Genomic DNA, 21,502 nt, shown 5'->3' with positions numbered 1-21,502 from the left:
GAGCGTGCCATGAAGCAGAAACGTCCTTCCATTCCAGTCCAGGTGCAAGCCTTCCGCAGGCGCCCGCGCCGGTGGCATCGCTGGCATCGCTGGCATTGGGCCCTGATCGCCGGGCTGGTCGCGGCGCCGCTGATCTGGCTCATGTTCAGGGCGCCCGGCGAGCCCGCACCGCAGCCTTCGCCCCAGGCCAGCATCACGCAGGAGGCCGATCCTCCCTGGCGGTTGGGCAGTCCGGAGGCGCGTTTCAACATCATCTTCTACGCCGATCTGGAATGCCCGTACTGCAAGGCGTACGCACCGCAGCTTCGGCAGTGGATCAATGCACACCGGGACGTGAGCCTGCAGTGGCACCACATGCCGCTGTCCATCCATGAACCCGCCGCGAGCCAGGAGGCGCGCCTGGTCGAATGCGCCGGCCAGGCCACAGGACACGAGGCGTTCTGGACGGCGGTCCAGTGGGTCTATGCCAACACGCGCGGCAACGGCCAGGGCGTGGCGGACCTGGAGGCGTTTCCCGGCATGTCCGAGGATCTGAAGGCGTGCATGCGCAGCGAGCATTCCGCGCGGGCCGTGCAGGCACAGGCAGGGGAAGCCACTGCGTCGGGCATCACGGCGACGCCTTCGCTGCGACTGGTCGATCGCACGAGCGGCAGGAGCCTGGTGCTGCCTGGCCCGGTGCCGGGCGATTCACTGCTGTCGGCGATCGACATGCTCGTCACCCGCGATCCCGGCGAAGCCAAGCCCACGGATTCCGTGGACCCACCAGCCCACGCCGACGGCGATGGCGACATGCCGCGATAGCCAACCTGTCGGAAGGCGATCCGCGGCCTTCACTCCGGAATCTGCCTGCGGGCTTCGCGCACGCCCATCTGGAGCACTTCGCGCACGCGCACGAGTTGCGCCTCGCGAGGCGTGACCCGACCGGTTTCCCATTTGTAGACGCTCAGCGACGACACGCCGAGCAGCTGCGCCATCTCTTTCTGGGTCATGTGAAACGCCTGCCGCTTGGCGACCAGCGCCTCATGGCTGAAGACGAACGCGCGGCCTCTTCGGTTCGCAGCCGCCGGCGTCCCTGCGGACGAATCCGGGGACTGCCGCCGGGGTTGTTGGCGCTCGGCCGCTGTCAGGGATTTTTGCAATGCCTTGGCCAAGCTGCGCACCTGCCCTGCCAAGTCCTTGAGGTCGCGCTTGAGCGTCGCGATCTCTGCGCGCTGGTTCGTTGCCGTCTTGCGCAGGGAGCTCATCTCCCCCTTGTTCTCTTTGCGCGCAATGCGCGCAACTTCCGATCGGAACGATTCAGAGAACGCAGTCATGGTCGATAGCACCGTCGCCGGTGGATTGGGTGGAGATCAATCGGAGTATCCATGGCGGGCTTACTTGCCAGCCTTCTCGGCCTTGCGCTTGGCGGCCTTAGGATCGACTACGGCTTTGAACTTGGCGCCCGCAACGAATTTCGGCACGGTCGCAGCCGGGATCTTCAGGGCGGCTCCGGTGGACGGGTTCTTGCCGCTGCGCGCCGCGCGCTTGGCGGACTTGAAGGTGCCAAAGCCAACGAGTTGAACGGCGTCGCCTTTCTTCACGGCCGTCTGAACGGTGTCGATCAAGGTCTCGAGAACCGCATTGGCAGCAGCCTTGGACAGGTCGTTCTTGGCAGCGAGGATTTCAACGAGTTGGACGCGATTCATATCGAAGGTATGGTTTGAAGGTTGCGGTCCTCGGTTTATATCCGATCGCAAACTGCGCCTTTCCTTCCAACAGCGCCTGCAGCAGCTCTGCGGTCAAGCCGCATGTGTTGTCACCAGGACCAATAGGGGCACGCCGCGCTGCGCATTGTTCATGGCCTGCAACAGCGCTTTGATTTGGACTACCGGGGTCATCCATCTTTTGGAACCCCGCCATGCTCCCCTTCGCGTCCACGCATCCACGTACGTCCAGACCCGCGTTGGTCTTCGCGGCGACTCTACTGTGGTCGGGCGCTTCCGTCGCCCAGGAAATCTGGGCCATCACCGAGTCCGGAGCGCCGCTGCAGGGTACGCACTCACCCACGCGCGTGATCGAGCTGGATGCAGCCCGACGCATCGAGGCGGAACTGGCGGCGGGCTTGCCCAATGATCTGCAACAGGCCGAGTCCATCCTGCGCCGTCGCCTGAAGGCAGGAGGTCCGTCCCTTCAACGCCGTCTGCAAACTGCCTATCAGGGCGTCGCCGATGCCTGGAGCCTTGGCATCACAACCCTCCCGGCGGTCGTGGTGGACCAACGCTACGTGGTCTATGGCGAGGCCAACCTGGACCAGGCGCTGGCACGCATCGCCCGATACCGCAAGGAGCACCCGTGATGCATCGTCCATTCGACCTTCCCCGCCGCTTGCGCGTCGCCGTGGCCTCGTTGCTGCTGGCCAGCGCGACGGGCAGCTACGCCTTGAACACCGCCACCATCGTCTCGTCCGTCATGTCGCCGGACTGCCTGGAGTACCGGGTGGTGGGCATCTGCTACTGGCTCTACTGCACCTGGACAGGCTGCACGGTGCGCACGTCCGTCAAGGTGCGCCATTACGTGCCCGATGCGGTCGTCTCCAGCTACAGCAACACTGGAGAGAACCCGTGGACGGAGGTGCGCTCGATGAGTCCGCCGAACGCTTCCGCCGAGGCTGGGGGCGACGGCACGACCAACGAAGATCACGAAAACAATCTCGCCAAATTCAAGAACGCGGACGTCATCGGCCATCCGGGCGGACAGGTGATCAGTGAGTTCGCTTCGTCGTCGGGTTACTTCTGCGAAGGCGCAGGCACGGCCTTCATGCCGTATCTGCTCAGCACCCTGGACACACTGGCCTGGCGCTACAACGTGCCCGAGATGGCCTACCCGGAAGCGCTGGTCCCGGGCATGCGCGAGATCGGCGCGCGCTCGACCTTGAACCTCTGGGGCAATGTCTATCCACGCGGCGGTTTCCTGCACCAGACGGACGACCACAAGGCCGGTGCCGTGGTGGCCCAGCGTGCGGGCGATGTCGTCACGCGCCGCGGGCAGTTGCACGTGTACCAGCCGCTGCTCGCGAACTCGCGGCCCGGCTACTGGCCGGCTGGCGAACTGGTCGAAGGCGACGCCTCGACGGGCAAGTGGCAGGAACTCACACCCGTCCTGTCCTCGTCCTGCACGGTCTTCCCGCGCAGCGGCACCCTGACGCAGGCCCAGCAAGGTGATTACGCCTGGGCGCTCTGGCGGCCCTATGCCTGCTGCGAACGCCGGGGCCAAGTGTTCCTCGGCAGCGTCGATTTCCAATGAGGGGACGGCGATGAAGCGTCCTGAACTGACGAACCTCTCCACCAAGGTGCGCCGCCTGCTGGCTGGTGCGCTCGCCCTGTGCTGCGGCCTGGCGTTGGCGCAGCCTGTCGGTTTCCAGGCCAGCGGCCCCGTCATCGGCGATGACGTCATGTACTCGATCGGCGGCGGCAGCGCGGTCTCCATGGGCCGTGCGGCCGGCATGCGCTCGATCGGGGTCGGCGTGGGCTGGAACAGCAACCTGATCTGCGGCGACATGAGCATTCAGACCACGCTGCGCAATCAGCTCAACGGCATCACGAATGGATTTCAGCAGATCATGGGCAACGTGATCCAGAGCGCCACGAGCGCCGTGGCATCCCTGCCTGCGCTGATCATCCAGCGCGCCGATCCGGGCCTGTACAACCTGCTCACCAATGGCGTGCTGCAGGCGCGGCTGGATTTCGACCGCAGCAAGCTGACGTGCCGTGCCATGGCCGAGAAGATGGCCGACACGGCTGGCGGCCAGTTGGGCTGGAGCCAGATGGCCGAAGGCATGGCGCTGCGTGATGCGGTTGCGAGCACGGACGCCGTGTCGGCCATCGAGCAGGCCGAAACGCGCCGCGGCAACGACGGCGTGCCCTGGGTGGGCGGCAGCAATGCCGGCGGCGCGGGCCAACCTGCCGTCCGGGTGGTCGGCGACGTTACCCGCGCGGGTTACAACCTCGTCAACGGCCGCGGCGTGACCGACACGTCGTCCATCTCAGCAGCCAGTTGCGCGAGCCTGTCGTGCCAGACCTGGACCTCGCCGCAGCAGGCGATCGAATGGGCGACGCGGGTTCTCGGGGAACAGGTGCAGCGCACGTGCGACTCCTGCACCAAGACCGAGACTGTGCCCGGCGTCGGACTGACGCCGCTGATCCAGGAGGAGTACGAGGCGAAGCTGGAAACCTTGCAGGCGCTGATCTCGGGGACGCGCAACACGACGTTCGAGAACCTGCGCACGGCCGGCAGCAGCTCGCTGCCCATCACGCGCGGCGTGATCGAAGCCCTGCGCGACGAGCCGGACCAGGATCTGCTGGCACGGCGCCTGGCATCGGAAGTGGCGCTGTCCTCGGTGCTGGAGAAGGCCCTGTTGCTCCAGCGGACCCTGCTGACCGGCAAGAAGGAGCCCAACGTGGCAGCCAACCAGTTGGCCGTCGAGGCGGTGAACCACGAGAGCAACACGCTCGATCAGGAGGTCCGCAACCTCAAGACCGAACTGGAGCTGCGCCGCGAGCTGGCCAACAACTCGCCGATGGCAATCATCCAGCGCCATGGCACGCGCGCGGCAGGCTCGCGCGGCATCTATGAGGGCGATCCGGTGCCCGACCGCCTCGACCAGTTGCAGAAGGGCAATCCGGGAGGCCGGCCATGAGCCCGATGCGTGCGACCTGGCTGCACCCACGCTGGCTGTTCAGCCGGCGTGCGGCGAAGGCGTTGCTGTGGACGGTGGTGCTTGTCGCGGCTGCCGTGGGGGCCAACGTCGTCGGCATCTATCTCGTCGGCAGCGTTGCCGGCTGGGAGCAGTGGCTGACCGCAACCGCGGGCTACTTCCTGGTGTGGCGGCTGTGCCTGTACGGCGCGACGGCCTCCGGATGGATCTGGATGCGCCGCCGGCTGCTCGCGCGCGAGGACCAGAACGGCGCAGACAGGCAGGCGCGGCGCCGCCTGGTGCGCAGCGAGATCGCCGGTGTCGTCGCCATCATGGTGCTGGAAGCCAGTCTGCTGATGCAGGGCTGAGGGGAGATTCAGGCCATGACGCTTTTGACGACCGACTACCTGGAGTACTACCTCACCCTCGTGTCCTGGATCGTCCATAACGGGATCTGGGCCGTGCTGGTGTCCAGCGGGGTGTTTGCGCTGCCTTTCGTCGCGATCATCGTGCAGGAATGGCTCAAGGCCCGCTCCGAAGGCGCGGACGAAGGCAACAAGGGCGTGCTGTCGGCTGCGCGCATCGAGAACCGGGTGTTCGTCGCCATCGTGGTGGTGATGTTCGCCGGCATCCCTTTCATCGACGTCGATCTGAACACCATCCGGTACGACAGCTCACGCTCGGCGCAGTGCCAGGTCAGCGTGCCGCAGCCGACCGACACAGGCTGGTCGCAGTCCTTCTCGACGCTCAACAACCAAAGCGCCAAGCTGCCGGTGTGGTGGGCCTTCATGCACGCGCTCTCGCGTGCGGTCACGGGTGCTTCCGTGGCGGCGATCCCTTGCGGCACTGATTTACGGCAGATGAGGATGGAGATCGACGCCACGCGCATCGACGACCCCGTGCTGGCTCAGGAGGTCGCTGATTTCACGCACGACTGCTACGGACCGGCACGCGCCAAGCTGTTCATGCAGCGCCCGCAACTCGACGAGGCGCAGATGCATGATGTCACCTGGATCGGCTCACGCTTCTTCACGGACACAGCCGGCTTCTACGACAACTATCGGTCGAGCACGCCGCGCGATGACTGGCCTTATGACAGCAACCGTGATGCTGGGCTGGCTCAGATATCCAGCGGCGGTGGCTATCCGACCTGCAGGCAATGGTGGGCCGACGGTAGCAACGGCCTGCGCGCACGACTGCTGGGCCAAGTGGACCCGAGCCTGCTCACGCGGCTGGCGGGCTGGGCCGGGTTCCTGAGCCGCGCCGAGGTGGACGACTCCGTGATCCGCACCATCGCGTCGCCGAGGCAACAGAAGTTGAACCAGGGTAGCGTCTATACGGACTACGGGGGCCAGATCGACAAGACCTTGCCGAACGTCATCACGCGCGCGGCCGGCGACGTAGGCATGGCGATGGGATCGATGGGCTTTTTCCCGGCTATGGACGTGGTGCGTCAAGCCCTTCCAATGGCCCTATCACTGCTCAAGATGGCCTTAGTCATCTGCATTCCATTGGTGTTGGTCATCGGGACCTACGAGCTGAAGGCAGTCATCACAATCAGCGTCGTTCAGTTTTCCTTGTTCTTCGTCGATTTCTGGTTCCAACTCGCACGCTGGATCGACAGCACCATCCTCGATGCGCTTTATGGTTGGGGCTTCGGGTGGAACCGCCCGCACTCAAACTTCGACCCTGTAATGGGGTTGAACAATGCCTTTGGAGACATGCTGCTCAATTTCGTGATGGCGACGATGTTCCTGGTACTTCCTACGTTCTGGATCGGTGCGCTCACCTGGGTGGGCGTCCGTGCTGGCGCGATCGCCAATACCTTCGCCACTGCAACAAAAGATGCAGGCAGCGCGGGAGGTAAAGGAGCTGGAACCATCTCAGGCGGCAAGCTCAGGTAATCAATGCACCTTCGGTATCAGTCGTCTTGGTACATCTCGTGGGATGTATCGTTGTGTAGGTTGGGATCGTAGCCTGGTGCAGCCCGCAATTCCTCGATGGTCGGGTACTGCAACTCGTAGTCATATTCAGCGGGATGTTGCTGATCCATTGCCCACCCCGCCGCCGCCACCCCCAGCAACACGACTGCGAACCAGAAGGCGACGTAGAGCAGCAGTCCCAGCGCAGCCAGCTTGACTATCCATAGCAGCGCGGTAGCACCAGCCACCGGCATGCCCTTGGAGACCAGCCATCTCGGCACTCGGCGCTCACCGCGCGCATAGGCACGCCATCCACGGCCGAAGCTACGGCCAAGCCGTTCCGCGGTGCTGATGCGTGTTGTCGTCGTGCTCATGGTCGTCTCCTGCTACATGGGGATAGCTATTCCAGTTTGCTCCAGTTCTGCTTGCTTGCCCGCACCAGTGCGTTCCAATCGTCTGGCGGATTTCCGCGCCCGAGCATTTTCTCAAAAACGGCGTAGGGGTCTGACTTGCTGCCCGACGACCGCAATGTCTGCTCATCGTTGACCCAGGCGTAAACGATGATCTTCGCCTTGGAGTCGTACCGGAAGAACAGCCGGAACCGCCTTCCGATCTTGGCCCGTCGCCAGTGGCGGTGGGCCGGCCCCAAGGTATTGCCCTGGCGGTATTCGTCGCGCGCCGGATCACCGGGCACCACATCCATCATCAACTGGCTCAAGGCCCGAAAGAGCTTGACGTTGGCGTTGGACTCGAATCCCTTCGGGTCGTTCTCCTGCGCTCGTCGTGCGGCCGCATGCAGCTTCTGCAACTGCTCGATCACGCAGTCGTGAAACAGCAGCGCCCAGCCATGCCGTTGCATCAGAGTTCCACTGCCCCGTCGATCTCCTCACCCAGGTTCACATCGTGACCTGCATGCTCCAGCATGGCGCGAGCCAGATCCTCGGGCAGGCCCTGGATGTTCCGACCCGCTTCGATGTCGCGCGCCAGCAGGCTGAGGAACGCGCCGATGGCAGGGTCCTCGTGCTCGGCATCGACACGGGTAACGACGACTTCGCTGCCCCGCAGGTCGAACGCGAGCTTGCCGCCGACATCGACACCGAGCGCCTGACGGATGGGCTTGGGCAGCGTGATCTGGCCTTTGGAGGTGAGCGTGGCGATTTCGTGGATGGCAGGCATGGCGACTCTCCTGATTACGATGTCTGAATCGTAAGGAAAATTCCTTACGTTGTCAATGTGGGGCCTCATGGCGTCCTCCCGGGTCCAAGAATCGGCCCATCGTAGGGTGGGAACAGCCCGCCTTCACGCATCAATCCGACCGCCTGCACCCCACATTGACGATGGACGATCGATGCGCCGCACCCTATACCCAAATGGTTAAAGGCCAAAGGGCCAAAGGGCCGAAAGGACAAGGGAATGGGGCGCAAGAGGAAAGGCTCTACCTCGAAAAGGCAAAAAGGCCTCCCGGTCGGCCCGCCAACAGAGGACATACATGCTCTCACTGTTCCAGCGAAAACGGGCCTCGGTCGCCGCCGCTCCACCGCCAACCCCCGTCACCAATCCCCCGAAAGGGCTGCTGCGACCAGAACCGGCCGCATCTCTGCTGGCGACGCCACGCCGACAGAAGCTGCTGGAACACATCTGGCAGCGCACGTCGCTGTCGCGCACGCAATTCACCACCTTGTACCGCGCGCCCCTGGAGCGCTACGCCGAACTGGTCCAGCAATTCCCCGCGTCGGAGAGCCACCACCATGCCTACCCGGGCGGCATGCTGGACCACGGCCTGGAGATCGTCGCCTACAGCCTAAAGCTGCGGCAGTCCCATCTGCTGCCCATCGGCGCCAGCCCCGAAGATCAAGCGGTGCAGTCCGAGGCCTGGACCGCCGCTGTCGCCTATGCCGCTCTGCTGCACGACATCGGCAAGATCGCCGTCGATCTGCACGTCAAGCTGGTCGACGGCAGCACCTGGCACCCGTGGCATGGTCCACTGCACCAGCCGTACCGATTCCGCTACCGTGACGATCGCGAGTACCGACTACACAGTGCCGCGACGGGACTGCTCTACCACCAACTGCTAGATGCCCATCTCCTGGACTGGCTCAGTGGCTATCCCGCCCTATGGGGGCCGCTGCTGTACGTACTGGCCGGCCAGTACGAACACGCCGGGATACTGGGCGAACTTGTCGTGCAGGCCGACCGCGCTTCGGTCGCCCAGGAACTGGGTGGTGATCCGGCCCGCGCCACGGCCGCGCCCAAGCATGCGCTGCAACGCAAGCTGCTTGATGGGCTGCGCTACCTACTCAAGGAAGAGTTGAAGCTGAACCAGCCCGAGGCCTCCGATGGCTGGCTCACCGAGGACGCGCTATGGCTGGTGAGCAAGACGGTCTCCGACAAGCTACGCGCGCACCTGCTATCCCAGGGCATCGATGGCATCCCTGCGAACAACACCGCCGTGTTCAACGTGCTGCAGGATCACGGCATGCTGCAGCCTACATCGGACGGCAAAGCGGTCTGGCGCGCAACCGTGACCAGCACGACCGGCTGGACCCACTCGTTCTCCCTGCTGCGTCTCACTCCCGCGCTGATCTGGGACTCTGGCGAACGGCCAGTGCCCTTTGCAGGTTCGGTCGAGATCGGCGCGGCCTCCGCGGAAAGCGATGCCGGCACGCCAGCCATCCCACCTACTGCCGTGGCGAAACCGGCTCAGGAAAGTCAAGAGCCTCCGCCTTGGGCAGGCAGTAGTACCGCCACCGTTTCGTCGCCTGCGGCCCAGCCCGTGCTCAACGTCATGGAGGACATGCTGGCGATGGTGGGCTTGGGCGACGCTTCCGGCGCCGGCCAAGATGCGGAGGAGATCCCGGGGCAGGTTTTCGACGCTCCCATGCCAGTGACCACAACAATATCTCTTCAGCCACCTGTACACATGCCTGCGTCAGCTTCGTCGGCAGTGAAGCCATCCGGGGAGCATTTCGTGGCGTGGCTGAAATACGGGATCGCCGCGCGGCAGCTCATCATCAATGATGCAAAGGCACTCGTGCATACGGTGAGTGGCACTGCGTACTTGGTCAGCCCTGGTGTGTTCCAACGCTATGCGCAAGAACATCCGAAAGTGAGCTTGCTAGCTAGGCACGCGGGCCAACAGGATTGGCAGTGGGTACAAAAGCGCTTCGAGAAACTTCAGTTGCATAGGAAGCAGCCGAGCGGCTTGAACATCTGGACCTGCGAGGTTACCGGTCCGCGTAAGGTTCGGAGGCTGCACGGCTATCTTCTGGAGGATGCAGGTGGGCTCTTTCATGACGTGCCACCAAACAATCCATATCTTGTCCTGAGTGAGGTTGCCCCTGAAAACCGGAGTGCGTAGCCCGATCATCAAGCGGCAGATTTGCGCTGCGCCGCCAACCAGCGTTGTTCGAACTGCATCGGACTGAGGTAGCCCAGTGCTGAATGTAGCCGCGAGTGGTTGTAGAAGGCGATCCAGTCCATGACGGCCTGCCTTGCCTGCATGCGAGTGGCAAACCGCTGGCCGTGCACGCAGGCCGTCTTCAACCGTCCCCACAGGCTCTCTGTGGGAGCGTTGTCCCACCAATTGCCCTTGCGTGACATCGAACTGCGTATGCCCCGGGCGCCCAGAGTGTCCTGAAAATCCTGGCTGCAGTACTGGCTGCCCCTGTCGCTGTGAAAGATCAGGCCTGCGGCAGGTCGACGGCGAAAGCAAGCCATCAGCAACGCATCCTTGACCAGCGAGGTCTGCATGTACGCCTGCAGGCTCCAGCCCACCACCTGGCGGCTGTGCAGGTCCAGCACGGCCGCCAGGTACAGCCATCCCTCGTCGGTAGCGATGTACGTGATGTCGCCGCTCCACACCACTTTGGGCGCTGCCGGCGTGAAGCGGCGCTGCACCAGGTCCGGGGCGACTGGCAAGCGGTGCGCGCTGTCGGTGGTCACCACGAACTTGCGCCTACCCTTGGCCCGGATGCCGTGGCGCTGCATCAACCGGCGCACCCGCTCTTTGCCCACGCGCAGGCCGCGGGCCAGCAGTTCGCGATGCATGCGCGGCCAGCCATATTCACCGCGCAACTGCTCGTGGATGGCCCGGATGTGAGCCAACAAGGCCTCATCGCTGTGCAGCCTGCGCCCTGCGTGCTTGGTATCGCGCCTCGACGCATCCCAGCGGAAATATCCGCTGGCGCTGACCTGCAGAACCTCGCACATCAATGTGATCGGCCAGCGCCCCTTCATCCAGAAAATCCAGGCGTACCTTGCAGCACGTCCTGCGCAAAGTACGCCGCGGCTTTTTTTGCGATGTCGCGCTCCATCGTCAGCCGCGCTACCTGCGCCTTCAACCGCGCAATCTCCGCCTGCTCGGGCGTGACCGTCAGTGTTGTGGCCTTGCCTTCGGACCTCACCTCCAACTGGCCCTTCGCATCGGCCCGCACCCAGTTCGTCAGGCTCGCCTTGGGCATGCCCAGCGTCGTGGCCACGGCCGACGCAGCACGCCCGGCCTTGACCTGCCGCACTGCCTCCTGCTTGAACTCCAGCGTGTACTTCGCTCTCGTTTGCTTCTCGTTCAATTCATGCTCCCCTCCCGGCATTCTCCGGGCTGGGGCTTATGCACTCCAAAGGTGCGACAGACAAGCACCGTCACTTACTGGTACTGGTCACGACGGACACACCCACTAATCCGAACTCAAAACGGAACGGCTGTGCGACGCGGGTTCAAGGTTTTGGACGCCTGGACACACTTACAGGACGCTTGGAACGACAGATGACGCAGAGTGCCTTAAGGCCATTCCGCTCCACGGATGCACGTCGTTCGATGTGCGTGAGGTATGTGAAGGCGGGGTAGGTTAGCCCCCTTGCCCATACATCCGCTGCATAGCTTTTATGTCTTGGTCGTGGATGTTCGACGCATAGGGAATCTGGGAGCATCCGATGAAGCGGCCGGAGGCTAACTGGTAGTTGCTCAGCCTAATCTCATTGGAGGCCATTACCCCGCCCCTACCAAAGAAGGACGCTTTGGGTCGATGGAAAGCGCCTCTTCCAGCCTGGCGAAGGCGATTACCTTACCAAGGAAAGTTGAAGTGGAATTGAGACACCTTCGCTATTTTGCCGTCTTGGCAGAGGAACTTCACTTCAGCCACGCGGCTGAGCGCCTACATATCGAACAACCGCCATTGTCCCGAGCGATCAAAGAACTGGAGGAGGATCTGGGGGTTGTTCTCTTCGATCGAGACCGCAGAGGGACGAAGCTGACTGCAGCTGGATCCGCCTTCCTGCAAGATACCCGCCGGCTGTTCACCGTTCTCGAACAGGCGCGAGAGAATGCTAAGGCCGTCGCAGCAGGTGCGCGTGGCAGCCTGCGTATCGCGGTCTCCGATGGTGCGACCGATCCTCGGTTCTCGGAGTTCTTGGCCCGTTGCCGAGCCGAGGAACCGGAAATCGAAGTACGCCTGTCCGAAGTTCCGTTGGCGGACCAGTTGCGCGGCCTACGCTCTGGCGACTTCATGATCGGCTTCGCGCACACAGCAGATGTCGGCGAGGGCATCATTGCCGAGCCGATTTGGCGAGATCCCCTGGTAATAGCCGTGCCGGCCCGGCACGAACTGCTCGCTCATAAGGAAGTGCCCCTCCATGAGCTCGATGGCCATCCGCTCGTCTTGTGCGACCCACGGGTCTGCGAGGGCTACTGCCGCGTATTGGCACGACTCCTTGGACCTCTGGAACACCGGCAAAACGTCGTTGAACGTGCGACCTCACTGGAGATGATGCTCACGCTGGTCGGTGCCGGTTATGGTGTCGGCTTCATGGCAGCAAGTAAAGTACCAGTCAGCCAGCGGCCCGATGTCGTAGTCCGCCCCTTGGCCGTGGAATCGGCGGTCATTACGACCTATTTACTCCGATCCGACAGCGGCGATGTGACAGCCTCACTGGAACGATTTATTTTTCGCCTGCGCGAAGGTTTGGGCACTTAATTCGCGGAAACCAGCCCTAAGACTCAGCAGCGGAGCTGCATGTTGTGCTCGGTCGCGGCCATCAGTTCGGTGCCGCTTATCTTGAGCACGGCTGCAATTTTCAGTACCAAGGCCAACGCGGGTAAGTGTTCCCCCCGCCCAATCTTGCCCATATGCCAACGCTCAACTCCGGCTAGTGCGGCCAGTTCTTCCTGAGCAACACTCAGTTCCAAGCGAAAGGCGCGCACAGCGTTGCCGAACGCCAAGGCTGGCTCGGCTTCATATCTGGTTGTGCTTGGGGCGACCCCATTGAACTGCACGCTTCTGCATTAGCAGAATGCGTTGAACAGTCACTGAAATTTAACCACGTTAAATTTAACCCATGCGTATCACATTGGCTTGTTTTGACCAACTTTCTCCTTGGGTGCTCTCATGCACGACGCCACCAATTCTTCCCCCGGTTTCAGGCTTGCGGTAGCGCCGGGCGTACCTTCATCACAACTATCAGCGCTTTTGGCGCGGCAACGCGCGGAAGAGCCAGACGTCACTCTCACTTTCTTCGAGGTTTCAAGTGACGTTTTGCTTCAGGGCCTTCATGAAGGCCGCTACGACGCAGGGATGTCGCTTCAGGGGATCAGCGACCGGCCCTCAGCACGCAACCCGTGTGGGCCGAGAACATGGCCGTAGCCATGCCGCCGCGGTTTTTCTTTCTTGACCAGGAGAAACTCACCATCGCCGATCTCCAAGCGTACCCCGTCTATCGTTGGCAGGCGGAGGCTTGCCCCCTGCTGGATGAGAGGCAGGCCTCCCTCATGCCGGTGGATCAGAACAACATACAGTGGGTGACTTCGTTCGAGATGGCGGCACTGTGGGTTGCCGGCGGATACAGCGTTGGGCTATCTGCGCAACCGCGCATCGCGCGTGCTCACGGGTTGGGAATCCGCATGCGACCGCTCGTTGGTGGCCCCTACCCGGTCGTGACGTACCTGCAACGAGCCTACGCGCGTGCTGATCCCGTTGCTGAGCGGTACGAGCGCAGAGCGCTGCAAATTGGTTCGCGTAGTGGGTGACCCCCGGGCGCCTCACCCCGACCATGGGTTGAAGCGCAAGGGTTAGGCCCCTTCAAAGACCACTGTGCTATCCACCAGCCGACGGGCGCTCTGCCCCACATCCTCAGGGATGGGCCGCGGAGCAACAGTCTCGGGCGCATCCGCATGGTGCCGGTAGTCGCCCATGATGACCCGGACAATCGCGGGCACGTTGGTCATCGTGACCGCATCAATGGCCGCGCGATCACCCAGGTCCGGGTGCGGCTGGGTCAGCATGCGGTACAGGTCCCACGAATCCGCGTGCGGGCGTTGGTTCATGAGCACCTGCGCCAGCTTGTGCTTGAGCGGCACCAGTTGCCAGTCGGGAACGCGCTGCCCGCGGTTGCCCAAACTGATGGATAGCAGCTTGCCGGCCTTCAACTCGCGGTTGATCTGATCCTTGGACTTCCCAGCCAGCTTGCCGAACAGGGGGACCGGCAGGCTGCTCGGTGACTCGTACATAGCAAGCATTTCCTCGCGCTCGCGCTGAATTGCGGACACTTCCGGTTCCGGCGCCCGCGTGGGCGCCGGAGGCACCTGCGACAGTCGCTGGAACGTGCTTCCGGCGTCGTTCGGAGTCACGACGATGGGAGCAGCCACTACAGGCGGCACAGAGCCTTCAGGGAACACAGCGGCGGCGGCAACAGGCTCGTCTTCTGCCATCGCCGGCACCCCTTCGATACGAATGGTGAGGTGAGCACTGGCGGCTTCCACCTGACCCTGCTCGAGCAGGTCGAGGCGATCGGCCCAGTCCTGCATCATCCGACGTCGCGGTTCTACGTACTTGGCGTGGTTATAGGCCGAACTCACCTTGTTCGGGTCGGAGTGCGAGAGCTGAGCGTCCACCCAAATCTTGGGATAACCGATCTCGTTGAGCGCCGTCGAGATGGTCCCGCGGATGCCGTGGCCGGTCAGTTGGTCCTCGTAGCCCATCCGCTTCAGGGCGGCATTGAGGGTGTTCTCGCTGACGCGCTTCTTAAGTTCGCTGCGGTGTGTGAGCAGATGAACCTGGGCGGGCCGCATCACCCCCAAGAGGTAGCGCACGATCTCGATGGCCTGAAGGGACAGCGGCACGATGTAGGGCGGCACGTCCTGGGGGCGCTTGCCGGCCTTGCGCATCTCATCCTGAAGCTGCTTGACGATCTGGGGCGGGATGATCCAGAGGCCGCGGTCCAGGTCGAACTGATCCGGGGTTGCCAGCCGCAACTCACCGGTGCGCACACCGGTCAGGAACAGTAGCCGGATGCCGAGCTGGGTTTGCCAGCCACGCGGGTTGTAGCGCCGGAGCTTCTGGAGGAAGTTTGGCAGCTCGGGCAGATGCAGGTACGGGTTGTGGCTCACCGGGGGCTTGGGCTCCGCCACCACATCCAGGTCGGAGGCCGGATTGGCTTCCAGCCCCTCGACGATCACGAGGGCATAGCGGAACAACTGACTCAACCAGGTGCGGACCTTTTCTGCCGTGGTGAAAGCCTTGCGTTCCTCGATTCTTGCCAGGACGCCCAGAAGCTGGGGCCGGCGAATGTCGTAGATCGACATCTTGCCAAGGGTGGGCAGCACGTCCTTGCCGAAAATCCGCAGGATCTGCGAGAGGGTGCTTTGGCGGGTTTTGTCGCGTTGACGGTCAAGCAACTTGCTCGTCTATGCTGAGCACTTTGACTGAAAAGGTTTGAACGAGATGCTGGCGACCAAAGGAATGCGCTTCCCAATCGACGTCATTCTGGTGTGCATTCGCTGGTATGCAGCGTATCCGTTGAGCTACCGCCACCTGGAGGAAATGATGCAGGAACGAGGTGTGTTTGTCGACCATTCCTCTATCAACCGCTGGGCGATCCGGTTTCTTCCATTGCTTGAAAAAGTCTTTCGCAAACACAAGCGCCCGGTGGGCGGCAGCTGGCGCATGGACGAAACCTATATCAAGGTCAAAGGCGTCTGGAAATACCTCTACCGCGCAGTGGACAAGGAGGGAAAGACGGTCGACTTTCTGCTGACGGCCCAGCGCGACAAGGCCGCAGCCGTGCGCTTCTTTGACAAGGCCATGAAGGCCAGCGGTGTTCCCGAGAAGGTCACCCTGGACAAGAGCAGCGCCAACAAGGCAGCCATGGATGAGATCAATGCCCGAGGCGAAATGCCGATCATCGTGCGGCAAATCAAATACCTGAACAACATCGTGGAGCAGGACCATCGGGCCATCAAACGGGTCACCAAACCAATGCTCAACTTCAAGTCATTTCGAGCCGCCAAAAATGTCCTGGCCGGCATCGAGCTGATGCACATGATCCGCAAAGGTCAGCTCCTGCTGGAAGGCGGTATCAAGCTGTCTTTTGCCGACCAGTTTTATGTATTGTCAGGACAAATCCGTCCCGTTTGAAGAACTGGCATCCGTTCCTACCCCAAACTCGTTTATCAACTGGCAACGCGACAGAACCCTCATCCCCCCAGCGCCTGCACCTTCTGCCTCACCATCCACAGGTTGGACAGTGCAAACAGCGTCTTCAACTGCGCCGTGTTCTTCTTCAACCCCCGGTAGCGCACCTTCACGTGTCCGAACTGGCGCTTGATCACCCGAAACGGATGCTCCACCTTCGCGCGCACTCCCGCCTTGAGCCGCTCGATCTTGTCGAGCAGCGCATCGGCCGGGCTGTTCTCCGGGTCCAGTGCCCGGCGCTTGCCGGGACGCATCGCCACGTGCCAGGTCACACCCGGCGTGGCGTCAGGGCGCTTGTCCGCACCTTGATAACCCGCATCGGTGAACACCACCGTCTCCTCGCCGTGCAGCAAGCTGTTGGCCTGCACCACGTCATTGACGTTGCCAGCCGTGCCTTGCACCGTGTGCACCAGACCCGACTCGGCATCCACCCCGATGTGCGCCTTCATGCCGAAGTACCACTGCTGCCCCTTCTTGCTCTGGTGCATCTCGGGATCTCGCCCGCCATCACGGTTCTTTGTCGAACTGGGTGCAGCGATCAGCGTGGCGTCCACCACCGTGCCGGACTTGAGCAGCAACCCCTTGGCACTGAGCAACCCATTGACCGTGGCCAGGATCTGCTCGGCCAGCTTGTGGCGCTCCAGCAGGTGGCGAAAGCGCAGGATGCTGGATTCGCTGGGCAACGCGTCAGCCCAGTTGGTCAGGCCTGCGAAGTCGCGGAACACGGGCACGTCGTGCAAGGCTTCTTCCATCGCCGGATCCGAAAGGTTGAACCACTGCTGCATGAAGTGGATGCGCAGCATGGCCTCCACAGCGAAGGGCTGCTGGCCGCGGCGGCCAGACTCCGGTGCGTACGGCTCGATCAGTGAGACCAGATCACCCCAGGGGACCACGCGTTCCATCGATTCCAGGAACTCGCGCTTGCGCGTACGCTTGGAGGAGTTTGGCAGGCACAGGCTGGTTTGCTTCATGGTTCGTATCGTCGGGGCTCATACAGACTCAGGCAACCACGGGTTCGGGGGATTCGTGCAGAGGTTCCTCAGGAACTTGCCCGAATGTCACCCGTCAGCGGAGGGGCCGTTGCCACGGCACTGCCCAGCTAGGGCAAATACCTAGTTGACGCTCCTTAATCTTGCGGTTACTATAGGAAAACATCGTTCACAATGAAGGAACATACAGCATGATAACGGACACACCTAATCCGCTAGAGATCTCTACAGATTACCCCCTAGAAAGCACTCGGGCACATCCTCCGATGCTTACTCCAAGCTACGTTTTCACCCGCAAGCGCGCGCCGCATCGTCCTCTTCGGGTGATCCCTCATACTCTCACAGAGTTGTCCGGTCCAATCTACGGGCATGATTCTGTGCAGCCCCTTGACAATGACTTGACTAAGCAGGGCGAAGGCGAGCCGATCGGTGAGCGTATCTTCGTGCATGGACAGGTTATGGACGAGGACGGCCGCGCAATTCCGAACACTCTGATTGAAATCTGGCAGGCCAATGCTGCTGGCCGCTACATTCATGCTCTGGACTCTCACCCGGCACCACTTGATCCGAACTTTTACGGCGCGGGACGTACGGTAACGGCAGACGACGGCACTTACACGTTCACCACCATCAAGCCGGGCCCTTATCCAATCATGGGGCTAAATAATTACTGGCGACCTGCACACATTCATTTGTCGTTGTTTGGCCCATCATTCCTGACGCGACTGGTTACACAGCTCTATTTCGAGGGTGACCCACTTATTCAGCATGACATGATTTACAGTACCGCGCCGGAATCATCTCGGGAAGCAATGATTGCCAAATTCGATATGAGTGCAACAAAGTCAGAGTGGGCGCTCGCTTACCGTTTTGACATCGTGCTGCGCGGTCAAAAAAACACACACATCGAGGCATAAAATGGTCACAAATAAGCCTAAGACAATTACGCCGTCTCAAACAGTCGGTCCGTTCTATGCATACTGCCTTAGCCCGGTTAATTACAAGTTTCGCATGTTGGCATCAAATTCGCTGGTGACGAAAGATGTCGAGGGAAAGCATATTACATTGCGTGGCACCGTTCTTGATGGTGATGGACTTCCAGTTCCAGACGCGCTGATAGAAATCTGGCAACCGGATGGACTCGGTCGGTTTTCAGGCCATCATCCCTTACTCAAGACCGCCGAGTTCAAAGGTTTTGGTCGCGCGATGTGCGATGCTTTAGGCCTATTTTCTTTCGAAACGGTGAAACCAGGTGGAGCCCCGATGCGGGATGGAGTTATTCAGGCGCCGCACGTTGCTGTTTCGATTTTCGGCAAAGGATTGAATCGCCACCTGTACACGCGGGTGTATTTCGATGATGAGGAGGCGAACAAGAGCGATCCAGTTCTGAATTCCATTCCAGAAGATCTCCGGTCGAAACTGATTGCCAAGGAAATCGAACCAGATTGCTATGAAATTTCAATCAGACTTCAAGGCGAAGGCGAAAGCGTATTTTTCGACGTGTAAACAAGCTACGTTGATCGTTACTGGTCATTGAGTAAATGAATTTCTTCAATCTATAAAGACTCTTGGCCGGTAACATCGATAAAAATAATAAATAGCTCGCTATATTTGCAAGATGAGTTCTGATGCTGCATAGGTCAATAAATATTATTAAAACTTATTTCATTTGAAATAGTATTAATATTTTACCAAGTGCACAAAAAATACTGACCACCGAGTTGATATGCTCCTAATAAGAGCAAGACGCACTAGGTGCACGTTGTAGAGCGATCCATGGCCAGTTCTATCTATAGAGATCAATGCAATTCTCTTTAGAAAGCAGACAACGAACTTTGCATAAACAACAAACAGAATCCAGCACTCAAGGCAGCGGGGCTGAATGGTTGAAGTGCCCCGGCGCTGATATATCGACAGAGGAGACAACATTGACTCAATTGAATGCTTTGAATTTAGTAGCTGAATACACAGTCACAGCAAGAGCTGAGGCCGGATTTTTCGGTTTTGTCGCGTTGACGGTCAAGCAACTTGCTCGTCTATGCTGAGCACTTTGACTGAAAAGGTTTGAACGAGATGCTGGCGACCAAAGGAATGCGCTTCCCAATCGACGTCATTCTGGTGTGCATTCGCTGGTATGCAGCGTATCCGTTGAGCTACCGCCACCTGGAGGAAATGATGCAGGAACGAGGGGTTTTGTCGCGTTGACGGTCAAGCAACTTGCTCGTCTATGCTGAGCACTTTGACTGAAAAGGTTTGAACGAGATGCTGGCGACCAAAGGAATGCGCTTCCCAATCGACGTCATTCTGGTGTGCATTCGCTGGTATGCAGCGTATCCGTTGAGCTACCGCCACCTGGAGGAAATGATGCAGGAACGAGGTGTGTTTGTCGACCATTCCTCTATCAACCGCTGGGCGATCCGGTTTCTTCCATTGCTTGAAAAAGTCTTTCGCAAACACAAGCGCCCGGTGGGCGGCAGCTGGCGCATGGACGAAACCTATATCAAGGTCAAAGGCGTCTGGAAATACCTCTACCGCGCAGTGGACAAGGAGGGAAAGACGGTCGACTTTCTGCTGACGGCCCAGCGCGACAAGGCCGCAGCCGTGCGCTTCTTTGACAAGGCCATGAAGGCCAGCGGTGTTCCCGAGAAGGTCACCCTGGACAAGAGCAGCGCCAACAAGGCAGCCATGGATGAGATCAATGCCCGAGGCGAAATGCCGATCATCGTGCGGCAAATCAAATACCTGAACAACATCGTGGAGCAGGACCATCGGGCCATCAAACGGGTCACCAAACCAATGCTCAACTTCAAGTCATTTCGAGCCGCCAAAAATGTCCTGGCCGGCATCGAGCTGATGCACATGATCCGCAAAGGTCAGCTCCTGCTGGAAGGCGGTATCAAGCTGTCTTTTGCCGACCAGTTTTATGTATTGTCAGGACAAATCCGTCCCGTTTGAAGAACTGGCATCCGTTCCTACCCCAAACTCGTTTATCAACTGGCAACGCGACAGAACCCAAGAAGATTCCCCTGCACGAACTCGCCTGCCATCCTCTGGTGCTGTGCAACCCACAGGTATGCGAAGGCTACTGCCGTGAACTGGCCCGGCTCTTGCGGCCGCTGGAACGTGAACCCAACGTCGCTGAGCAGGTGTCTTCGCTCGACATGATGCTCACCTTGGTTGGCGCAGGCTATGGTGTCGGCTTCACAACCGCGGCCAGGATCGCAGTCAGCCAGCGTCCTGATGTCGTAGTCCGTCCCCTGGCCGTTGATTCGGCGGTGATCACCACCTATCTGCTTCGGCCCGATAGCGACGACTTGCCGGAGGCGCTGGAGCGATTTATCGTGCGCCTGCGCGAACACTCGGGTGACTGAGGGAAGGTGCTGCCCTTCGGAACGCTCGATCTCAGGCCTCGGTTGGATTGCGAAGATTGCTTTCCGTTGCCGCGATCAATTCGGCCGCACTGATCTTGAGCGCCATGGAAATTTTAAGTATGAGGGGGAGCGTGGGTACATGCTCGCCACGCTCGATCTTGCCCATGTGCGAGCGCGAAATGCCTGCCAGGGCTGCGAACTCGTCTTGAGCGATTGCTTGAGCGACACGCGCTGCGCGTACGGCCTGCCCAAACGCCATTGCTGGAGCGGACTCATACGTAGATGTGCCAGCGGGACGACCTGGCTGAATAGTGGGCTTCTGCATCAGCAGAAGCGTCGAATAATCCGCAAAAATTAACCACGTTAAAGTTATAGACGTTAAACTTCACTCTATTAATTCATGTTGGCTGAACCTGATCTGCTTTTTCGCTTTTATAGGCTCACATGCCCACCGTCATCAGCCAACCTCCCCATCTCAGGCTTGCGATAGCGCCAGGCGTAACGTCATCGAGGCTTTCGGACCTGCTTGCGCTCCAACGCGCCGAAGAGCCAGAGGTCACCATAGCGCTCCTTGAGGTCAGAGGTGACGAGATTCTTGCGGGACTGAAGGATGGCCATTACGACGCAGCGATGTCGCTTCAAGGAGCGACCGATTCGGCTCTCCATACACAACCCTTGTGGATCGAGCACATGGCAGTTGCTATGCCGTTGCGATCCTCCTTGATGGATCACGCCAAGCTCGCGATCGCCGATTTGCTGGATCACCCTGTCTTCCGCTGGCAGGCAGAGAGTTGCCCTTTGCTGGATCAGCGGTTGTCTTCACTTCCTGCGGTGAGGCAGCAGAGCACGCAGTACGTGGCTTCCTTCGAGATGCTGGCGCTCAAGGTCGCCGCAGGCTATGGCGTGGGAATCTCTACGCAATCGCGCATCGAGCGCGCTCACGGATGGGGACTCAGTATGCGATCGCTCGCCGACGGCCCCTACGAGGTCGTGACGTACCTCCAGCGGCCCTACGTACAAGCCACTCCGGCGACCGAGCGGTTCGAGCGCAGAGCGCTGCAGGTTGCAGTTACGATCTGATAGTGAC

21 protein-coding genes and 5 pseudogenes are annotated in these 21,502 nt (G+C 60.7%); 16 read left to right on the top strand and 10 right to left on the bottom strand.

Annotated elements, in window-relative coordinates; all coding sequences use genetic code 11:
- Positions 1-9 precede the first annotated feature (9 nt).
- Positions 10-801 carry a thioredoxin domain-containing protein gene (locus IPG65_RS12245; RefSeq protein WP_060853403.1) on the top strand — a complete coding sequence of 264 codons (792 nt, stop codon included), beginning with the start codon at positions 10-12 and terminating at the stop codon, positions 799-801.
- 29 nt (positions 802-830) lie between these two features.
- Here IPG65_RS12245 and IPG65_RS12240 read toward each other — a convergent pair whose 3' ends face one another.
- On the bottom strand, positions 831-1,313 hold the full coding sequence (locus tag IPG65_RS12240) for a helix-turn-helix transcriptional regulator (protein WP_060853402.1): 483 nt from the start codon (positions 1,311-1,313) through the stop codon (positions 831-833).
- 60 nt (positions 1,314-1,373) lie between these two features.
- The gene (locus IPG65_RS12235; RefSeq protein WP_060853401.1) at positions 1,374-1,685 is read right to left on the bottom strand and encodes an HU family DNA-binding protein; all 312 of its coding nucleotides are present in this window, start codon (positions 1,683-1,685) and stop codon (positions 1,374-1,376) included.
- Positions 1,686-1,897: 212 nt separating this feature from the next.
- Here IPG65_RS12235 and IPG65_RS12230 point away from each other — a divergent pair, with 212 nt between their 5' ends.
- Genes IPG65_RS12230 through IPG65_RS12210 form a run of 5 tightly spaced genes read left to right on the top strand, consistent with a single transcriptional unit; the run spans position 1,898 to position 6,576 of the window.
- Positions 1,898-2,335 carry a TIGR03757 family integrating conjugative element protein gene (locus IPG65_RS12230; protein WP_060853400.1) on the top strand — a complete coding sequence of 146 codons (438 nt, stop codon included), beginning with the start codon at positions 1,898-1,900 and terminating at the stop codon, positions 2,333-2,335.
- A complete protein-coding gene (locus IPG65_RS12225; RefSeq protein ID WP_060853399.1) occupies positions 2,335-3,282 on the top strand; it encodes a TIGR03756 family integrating conjugative element protein in 948 nt (315 codons plus the stop codon). The genes IPG65_RS12230 and IPG65_RS12225 overlap by 1 nt, the downstream gene beginning before the upstream one ends.
- 10 nt (positions 3,283-3,292) lie before the next feature.
- The gene (locus IPG65_RS12220) at positions 3,293-4,675 is read left to right on the top strand and encodes an integrating conjugative element protein (RefSeq protein ID WP_293189781.1); all 1,383 of its coding nucleotides are present in this window, start codon (positions 3,293-3,295) and stop codon (positions 4,673-4,675) included.
- Positions 4,672-5,040, top strand: a complete 369-nt coding sequence (locus IPG65_RS12215; RefSeq protein ID WP_293189779.1) for a hypothetical protein — start codon at positions 4,672-4,674, stop codon at positions 5,038-5,040. Before IPG65_RS12220 ends, IPG65_RS12215 begins: the two co-directional genes overlap by 4 nt.
- A 15-nt stretch (positions 5,041-5,055) precedes the next feature.
- The gene (locus IPG65_RS12210) at positions 5,056-6,576 is read left to right on the top strand and encodes a conjugal transfer protein TraG N-terminal domain-containing protein (protein WP_066116405.1); all 1,521 of its coding nucleotides are present in this window, start codon (positions 5,056-5,058) and stop codon (positions 6,574-6,576) included.
- A gap of 17 nt (positions 6,577-6,593) precedes the next feature.
- Here IPG65_RS12210 and IPG65_RS12205 read toward each other — a convergent pair whose 3' ends face one another.
- From IPG65_RS12205 to IPG65_RS12195, 3 genes are read right to left on the bottom strand one after another with little or no spacing between them, the layout of a single operon-like run.
- Positions 6,594-6,968: a DUF3742 family protein gene (locus tag IPG65_RS12205; RefSeq protein WP_060853396.1), complete on the bottom strand. Its 375-nt coding sequence runs from the start codon at positions 6,966-6,968 to the stop codon at positions 6,594-6,596.
- Between the two features lie 26 nt (positions 6,969-6,994).
- The gene (locus tag IPG65_RS12200; RefSeq protein WP_293189775.1) at positions 6,995-7,453 is read right to left on the bottom strand and encodes a type II toxin-antitoxin system YhaV family toxin; all 459 of its coding nucleotides are present in this window, start codon (positions 7,451-7,453) and stop codon (positions 6,995-6,997) included.
- A complete protein-coding gene (locus IPG65_RS12195) occupies positions 7,453-7,770 on the bottom strand; it encodes a type II toxin-antitoxin system PrlF family antitoxin (protein ID WP_060853394.1) in 318 nt (105 codons plus the stop codon). Before IPG65_RS12195 ends, IPG65_RS12200 begins: the two co-directional genes overlap by 1 nt.
- Before the next feature lie 313 nt (positions 7,771-8,083).
- On the opposite strand from IPG65_RS12195, the gene mobH reads away from it, so the two are divergent.
- Complete coding sequence (mobH, locus tag IPG65_RS12190) at positions 8,084-9,952, top strand: MobH family relaxase (protein ID WP_060853393.1); 1,869 nt, start codon at positions 8,084-8,086, stop codon at positions 9,950-9,952.
- An 8-nt stretch (positions 9,953-9,960) separates the two neighbouring features.
- On the opposite strand, the gene IPG65_RS12185 is transcribed toward mobH, so the two are convergent.
- Positions 9,961-11,183 (bottom strand): IS3 family transposase gene (locus tag IPG65_RS12185; RefSeq protein WP_219627208.1). Its coding sequence is split into 2 segments (ribosomal slippage): positions 9,961-10,892 and positions 10,892-11,183, totalling 1,224 coding nucleotides; the frame shifts between segments, so codons are not numbered across the junction.
- A gap of 489 nt (positions 11,184-11,672) precedes the next feature.
- Between IPG65_RS12185 and IPG65_RS12180 the strand changes: the two genes are divergently transcribed.
- The gene (locus IPG65_RS12180) at positions 11,673-12,563 is read left to right on the top strand and encodes a LysR substrate-binding domain-containing protein (protein ID WP_060853390.1); all 891 of its coding nucleotides are present in this window, start codon (positions 11,673-11,675) and stop codon (positions 12,561-12,563) included.
- Between the two features lie 23 nt (positions 12,564-12,586).
- Here the strand turns inward: IPG65_RS12180 and IPG65_RS12175 are convergent.
- Positions 12,587-12,872: pseudogene (locus IPG65_RS12175) on the bottom strand (helix-turn-helix domain-containing protein).
- Between the two features lie 102 nt (positions 12,873-12,974).
- On the opposite strand from IPG65_RS12175, the pseudogene IPG65_RS12170 reads away from it, so the two are divergent.
- Positions 12,975-13,612, top strand: a pseudogene (locus IPG65_RS12170) (substrate-binding domain-containing protein).
- Positions 13,613-13,654: 42 nt separating this feature from the next.
- Here IPG65_RS12170 and IPG65_RS12165 read toward each other — a convergent pair.
- A pseudogene (locus tag IPG65_RS12165) lies at positions 13,655-15,232 on the bottom strand (site-specific integrase); the annotation flags it as partial.
- Between the two features lie 73 nt (positions 15,233-15,305).
- On the opposite strand from IPG65_RS12165, the gene IPG65_RS12160 reads away from it, so the two are divergent.
- Positions 15,306-15,998, top strand: a complete 693-nt coding sequence (locus tag IPG65_RS12160; protein WP_009520510.1) for an IS6 family transposase — start codon at positions 15,306-15,308, stop codon at positions 15,996-15,998.
- Positions 15,999-16,057: 59 nt separating this feature from the next.
- On the opposite strand, the gene IPG65_RS12155 is transcribed toward IPG65_RS12160, so the two are convergent.
- Complete coding sequence (locus IPG65_RS12155) at positions 16,058-17,026, bottom strand: IS5 family transposase (protein ID WP_293189768.1); 969 nt, start codon at positions 17,024-17,026, stop codon at positions 16,058-16,060.
- Between the two features lie 209 nt (positions 17,027-17,235).
- Here IPG65_RS12155 and pcaH point away from each other — a divergent pair, with 209 nt between their 5' ends.
- The 5 genes and pseudogenes from pcaH to IPG65_RS12130 form a co-directional block, all read left to right on the top strand.
- Entirely contained in the window at positions 17,236-17,961 is a 726-nt protein-coding gene (gene pcaH, locus IPG65_RS12150) for a protocatechuate 3,4-dioxygenase subunit beta (RefSeq protein ID WP_009516387.1), read from the top strand.
- Between the two features lies 1 nt (position 17,962).
- Complete coding sequence (gene pcaG, locus IPG65_RS12145) at positions 17,963-18,550, top strand: protocatechuate 3,4-dioxygenase subunit alpha (protein WP_084462991.1); 588 nt, start codon at positions 17,963-17,965, stop codon at positions 18,548-18,550.
- A 567-nt stretch (positions 18,551-19,117) separates the two neighbouring features.
- A pseudogene (locus IPG65_RS12140) lies at positions 19,118-19,237 on the top strand (IS6 family transposase); the annotation flags it as partial.
- Between the two features lie 69 nt (positions 19,238-19,306).
- Positions 19,307-19,999, top strand: a complete 693-nt coding sequence (locus tag IPG65_RS12135) for an IS6 family transposase (protein ID WP_009520510.1) — start codon at positions 19,307-19,309, stop codon at positions 19,997-19,999.
- A 59-nt stretch (positions 20,000-20,058) separates the two neighbouring features.
- Positions 20,059-20,415: pseudogene (locus IPG65_RS12130) on the top strand (LysR substrate-binding domain-containing protein); the annotation flags it as partial.
- Positions 20,416-20,446: 31 nt separating this feature from the next.
- Here the strand turns inward: IPG65_RS12130 and IPG65_RS12125 are convergent.
- The gene (locus IPG65_RS12125; protein ID WP_035624306.1) at positions 20,447-20,740 is read right to left on the bottom strand and encodes a helix-turn-helix transcriptional regulator; all 294 of its coding nucleotides are present in this window, start codon (positions 20,738-20,740) and stop codon (positions 20,447-20,449) included.
- Between the two features lie 119 nt (positions 20,741-20,859).
- Between IPG65_RS12125 and IPG65_RS12120 the strand changes: the two genes are divergently transcribed.
- A complete protein-coding gene (locus IPG65_RS12120) occupies positions 20,860-21,495 on the top strand; it encodes a LysR substrate-binding domain-containing protein (protein WP_035624309.1) in 636 nt (211 codons plus the stop codon).
- Positions 21,496-21,502: the final 7 nt, after the last annotated feature.

The organism is Ottowia sp., from assembly GCF_016703145.1.
Classification (GTDB): Bacteria; Pseudomonadota; Gammaproteobacteria; order Burkholderiales; family Burkholderiaceae_C; genus Ottowia.
This window is presented reverse-complemented; position numbering and strand designations above follow the sequence as displayed.

Bases quoted from the DNA above. Each gene is read 5' to 3' on its own strand.
- IPG65_RS12245 (WP_060853403.1), top strand. From the start codon at position 10: ATGAAGCAGAAACGTCCTTCCATTCCAGTCCAGGTGCAAGCCTTCCGC.
- IPG65_RS12240 (WP_060853402.1), bottom strand. From the start codon at position 1,313: ATGACTGCGTTCTCTGAATCGTTCCGATCGGAAGTTGCGCGCATTGCG.
- IPG65_RS12235 (WP_060853401.1), bottom strand. From the start codon at position 1,685: ATGAATCGCGTCCAACTCGTTGAAATCCTCGCTGCCAAGAACGACCTG.
- IPG65_RS12230 (WP_060853400.1), top strand. From the start codon at position 1,898: ATGCTCCCCTTCGCGTCCACGCATCCACGTACGTCCAGACCCGCGTTG.
- IPG65_RS12225 (WP_060853399.1), top strand. From the start codon at position 2,335: ATGCATCGTCCATTCGACCTTCCCCGCCGCTTGCGCGTCGCCGTGGCC.
- IPG65_RS12220 (WP_293189781.1), top strand. From the start codon at position 3,293: ATGAAGCGTCCTGAACTGACGAACCTCTCCACCAAGGTGCGCCGCCTG.
- IPG65_RS12215 (WP_293189779.1), top strand. From the start codon at position 4,672: ATGAGCCCGATGCGTGCGACCTGGCTGCACCCACGCTGGCTGTTCAGC.
- IPG65_RS12210 (WP_066116405.1), top strand. From the start codon at position 5,056: ATGACGCTTTTGACGACCGACTACCTGGAGTACTACCTCACCCTCGTG.
- IPG65_RS12205 (WP_060853396.1), bottom strand. From the start codon at position 6,968: ATGAGCACGACGACAACACGCATCAGCACCGCGGAACGGCTTGGCCGT.
- IPG65_RS12200 (WP_293189775.1), bottom strand. From the start codon at position 7,453: ATGCAACGGCATGGCTGGGCGCTGCTGTTTCACGACTGCGTGATCGAG.
- IPG65_RS12195 (WP_060853394.1), bottom strand. From the start codon at position 7,770: ATGCCTGCCATCCACGAAATCGCCACGCTCACCTCCAAAGGCCAGATC.
- mobH (WP_060853393.1), top strand. From the start codon at position 8,084: ATGCTCTCACTGTTCCAGCGAAAACGGGCCTCGGTCGCCGCCGCTCCA.
- IPG65_RS12160 (WP_009520510.1), top strand. From the start codon at position 15,306: ATGCTGGCGACCAAAGGAATGCGCTTCCCAATCGACGTCATTCTGGTG.
- IPG65_RS12155 (WP_293189768.1), bottom strand. From the start codon at position 17,026: ATGAAGCAAACCAGCCTGTGCCTGCCAAACTCCTCCAAGCGTACGCGC.
- pcaH (WP_009516387.1), top strand. From the start codon at position 17,236: ATGATAACGGACACACCTAATCCGCTAGAGATCTCTACAGATTACCCC.
- pcaG (WP_084462991.1), top strand. From the start codon at position 17,963: ATGGTCACAAATAAGCCTAAGACAATTACGCCGTCTCAAACAGTCGGT.
- IPG65_RS12135 (WP_009520510.1), top strand. From the start codon at position 19,307: ATGCTGGCGACCAAAGGAATGCGCTTCCCAATCGACGTCATTCTGGTG.
- IPG65_RS12125 (WP_035624306.1), bottom strand. From the start codon at position 20,740: ATGCAGAAGCCCACTATTCAGCCAGGTCGTCCCGCTGGCACATCTACG.
- IPG65_RS12120 (WP_035624309.1), top strand. From the start codon at position 20,860: ATGCCCACCGTCATCAGCCAACCTCCCCATCTCAGGCTTGCGATAGCG.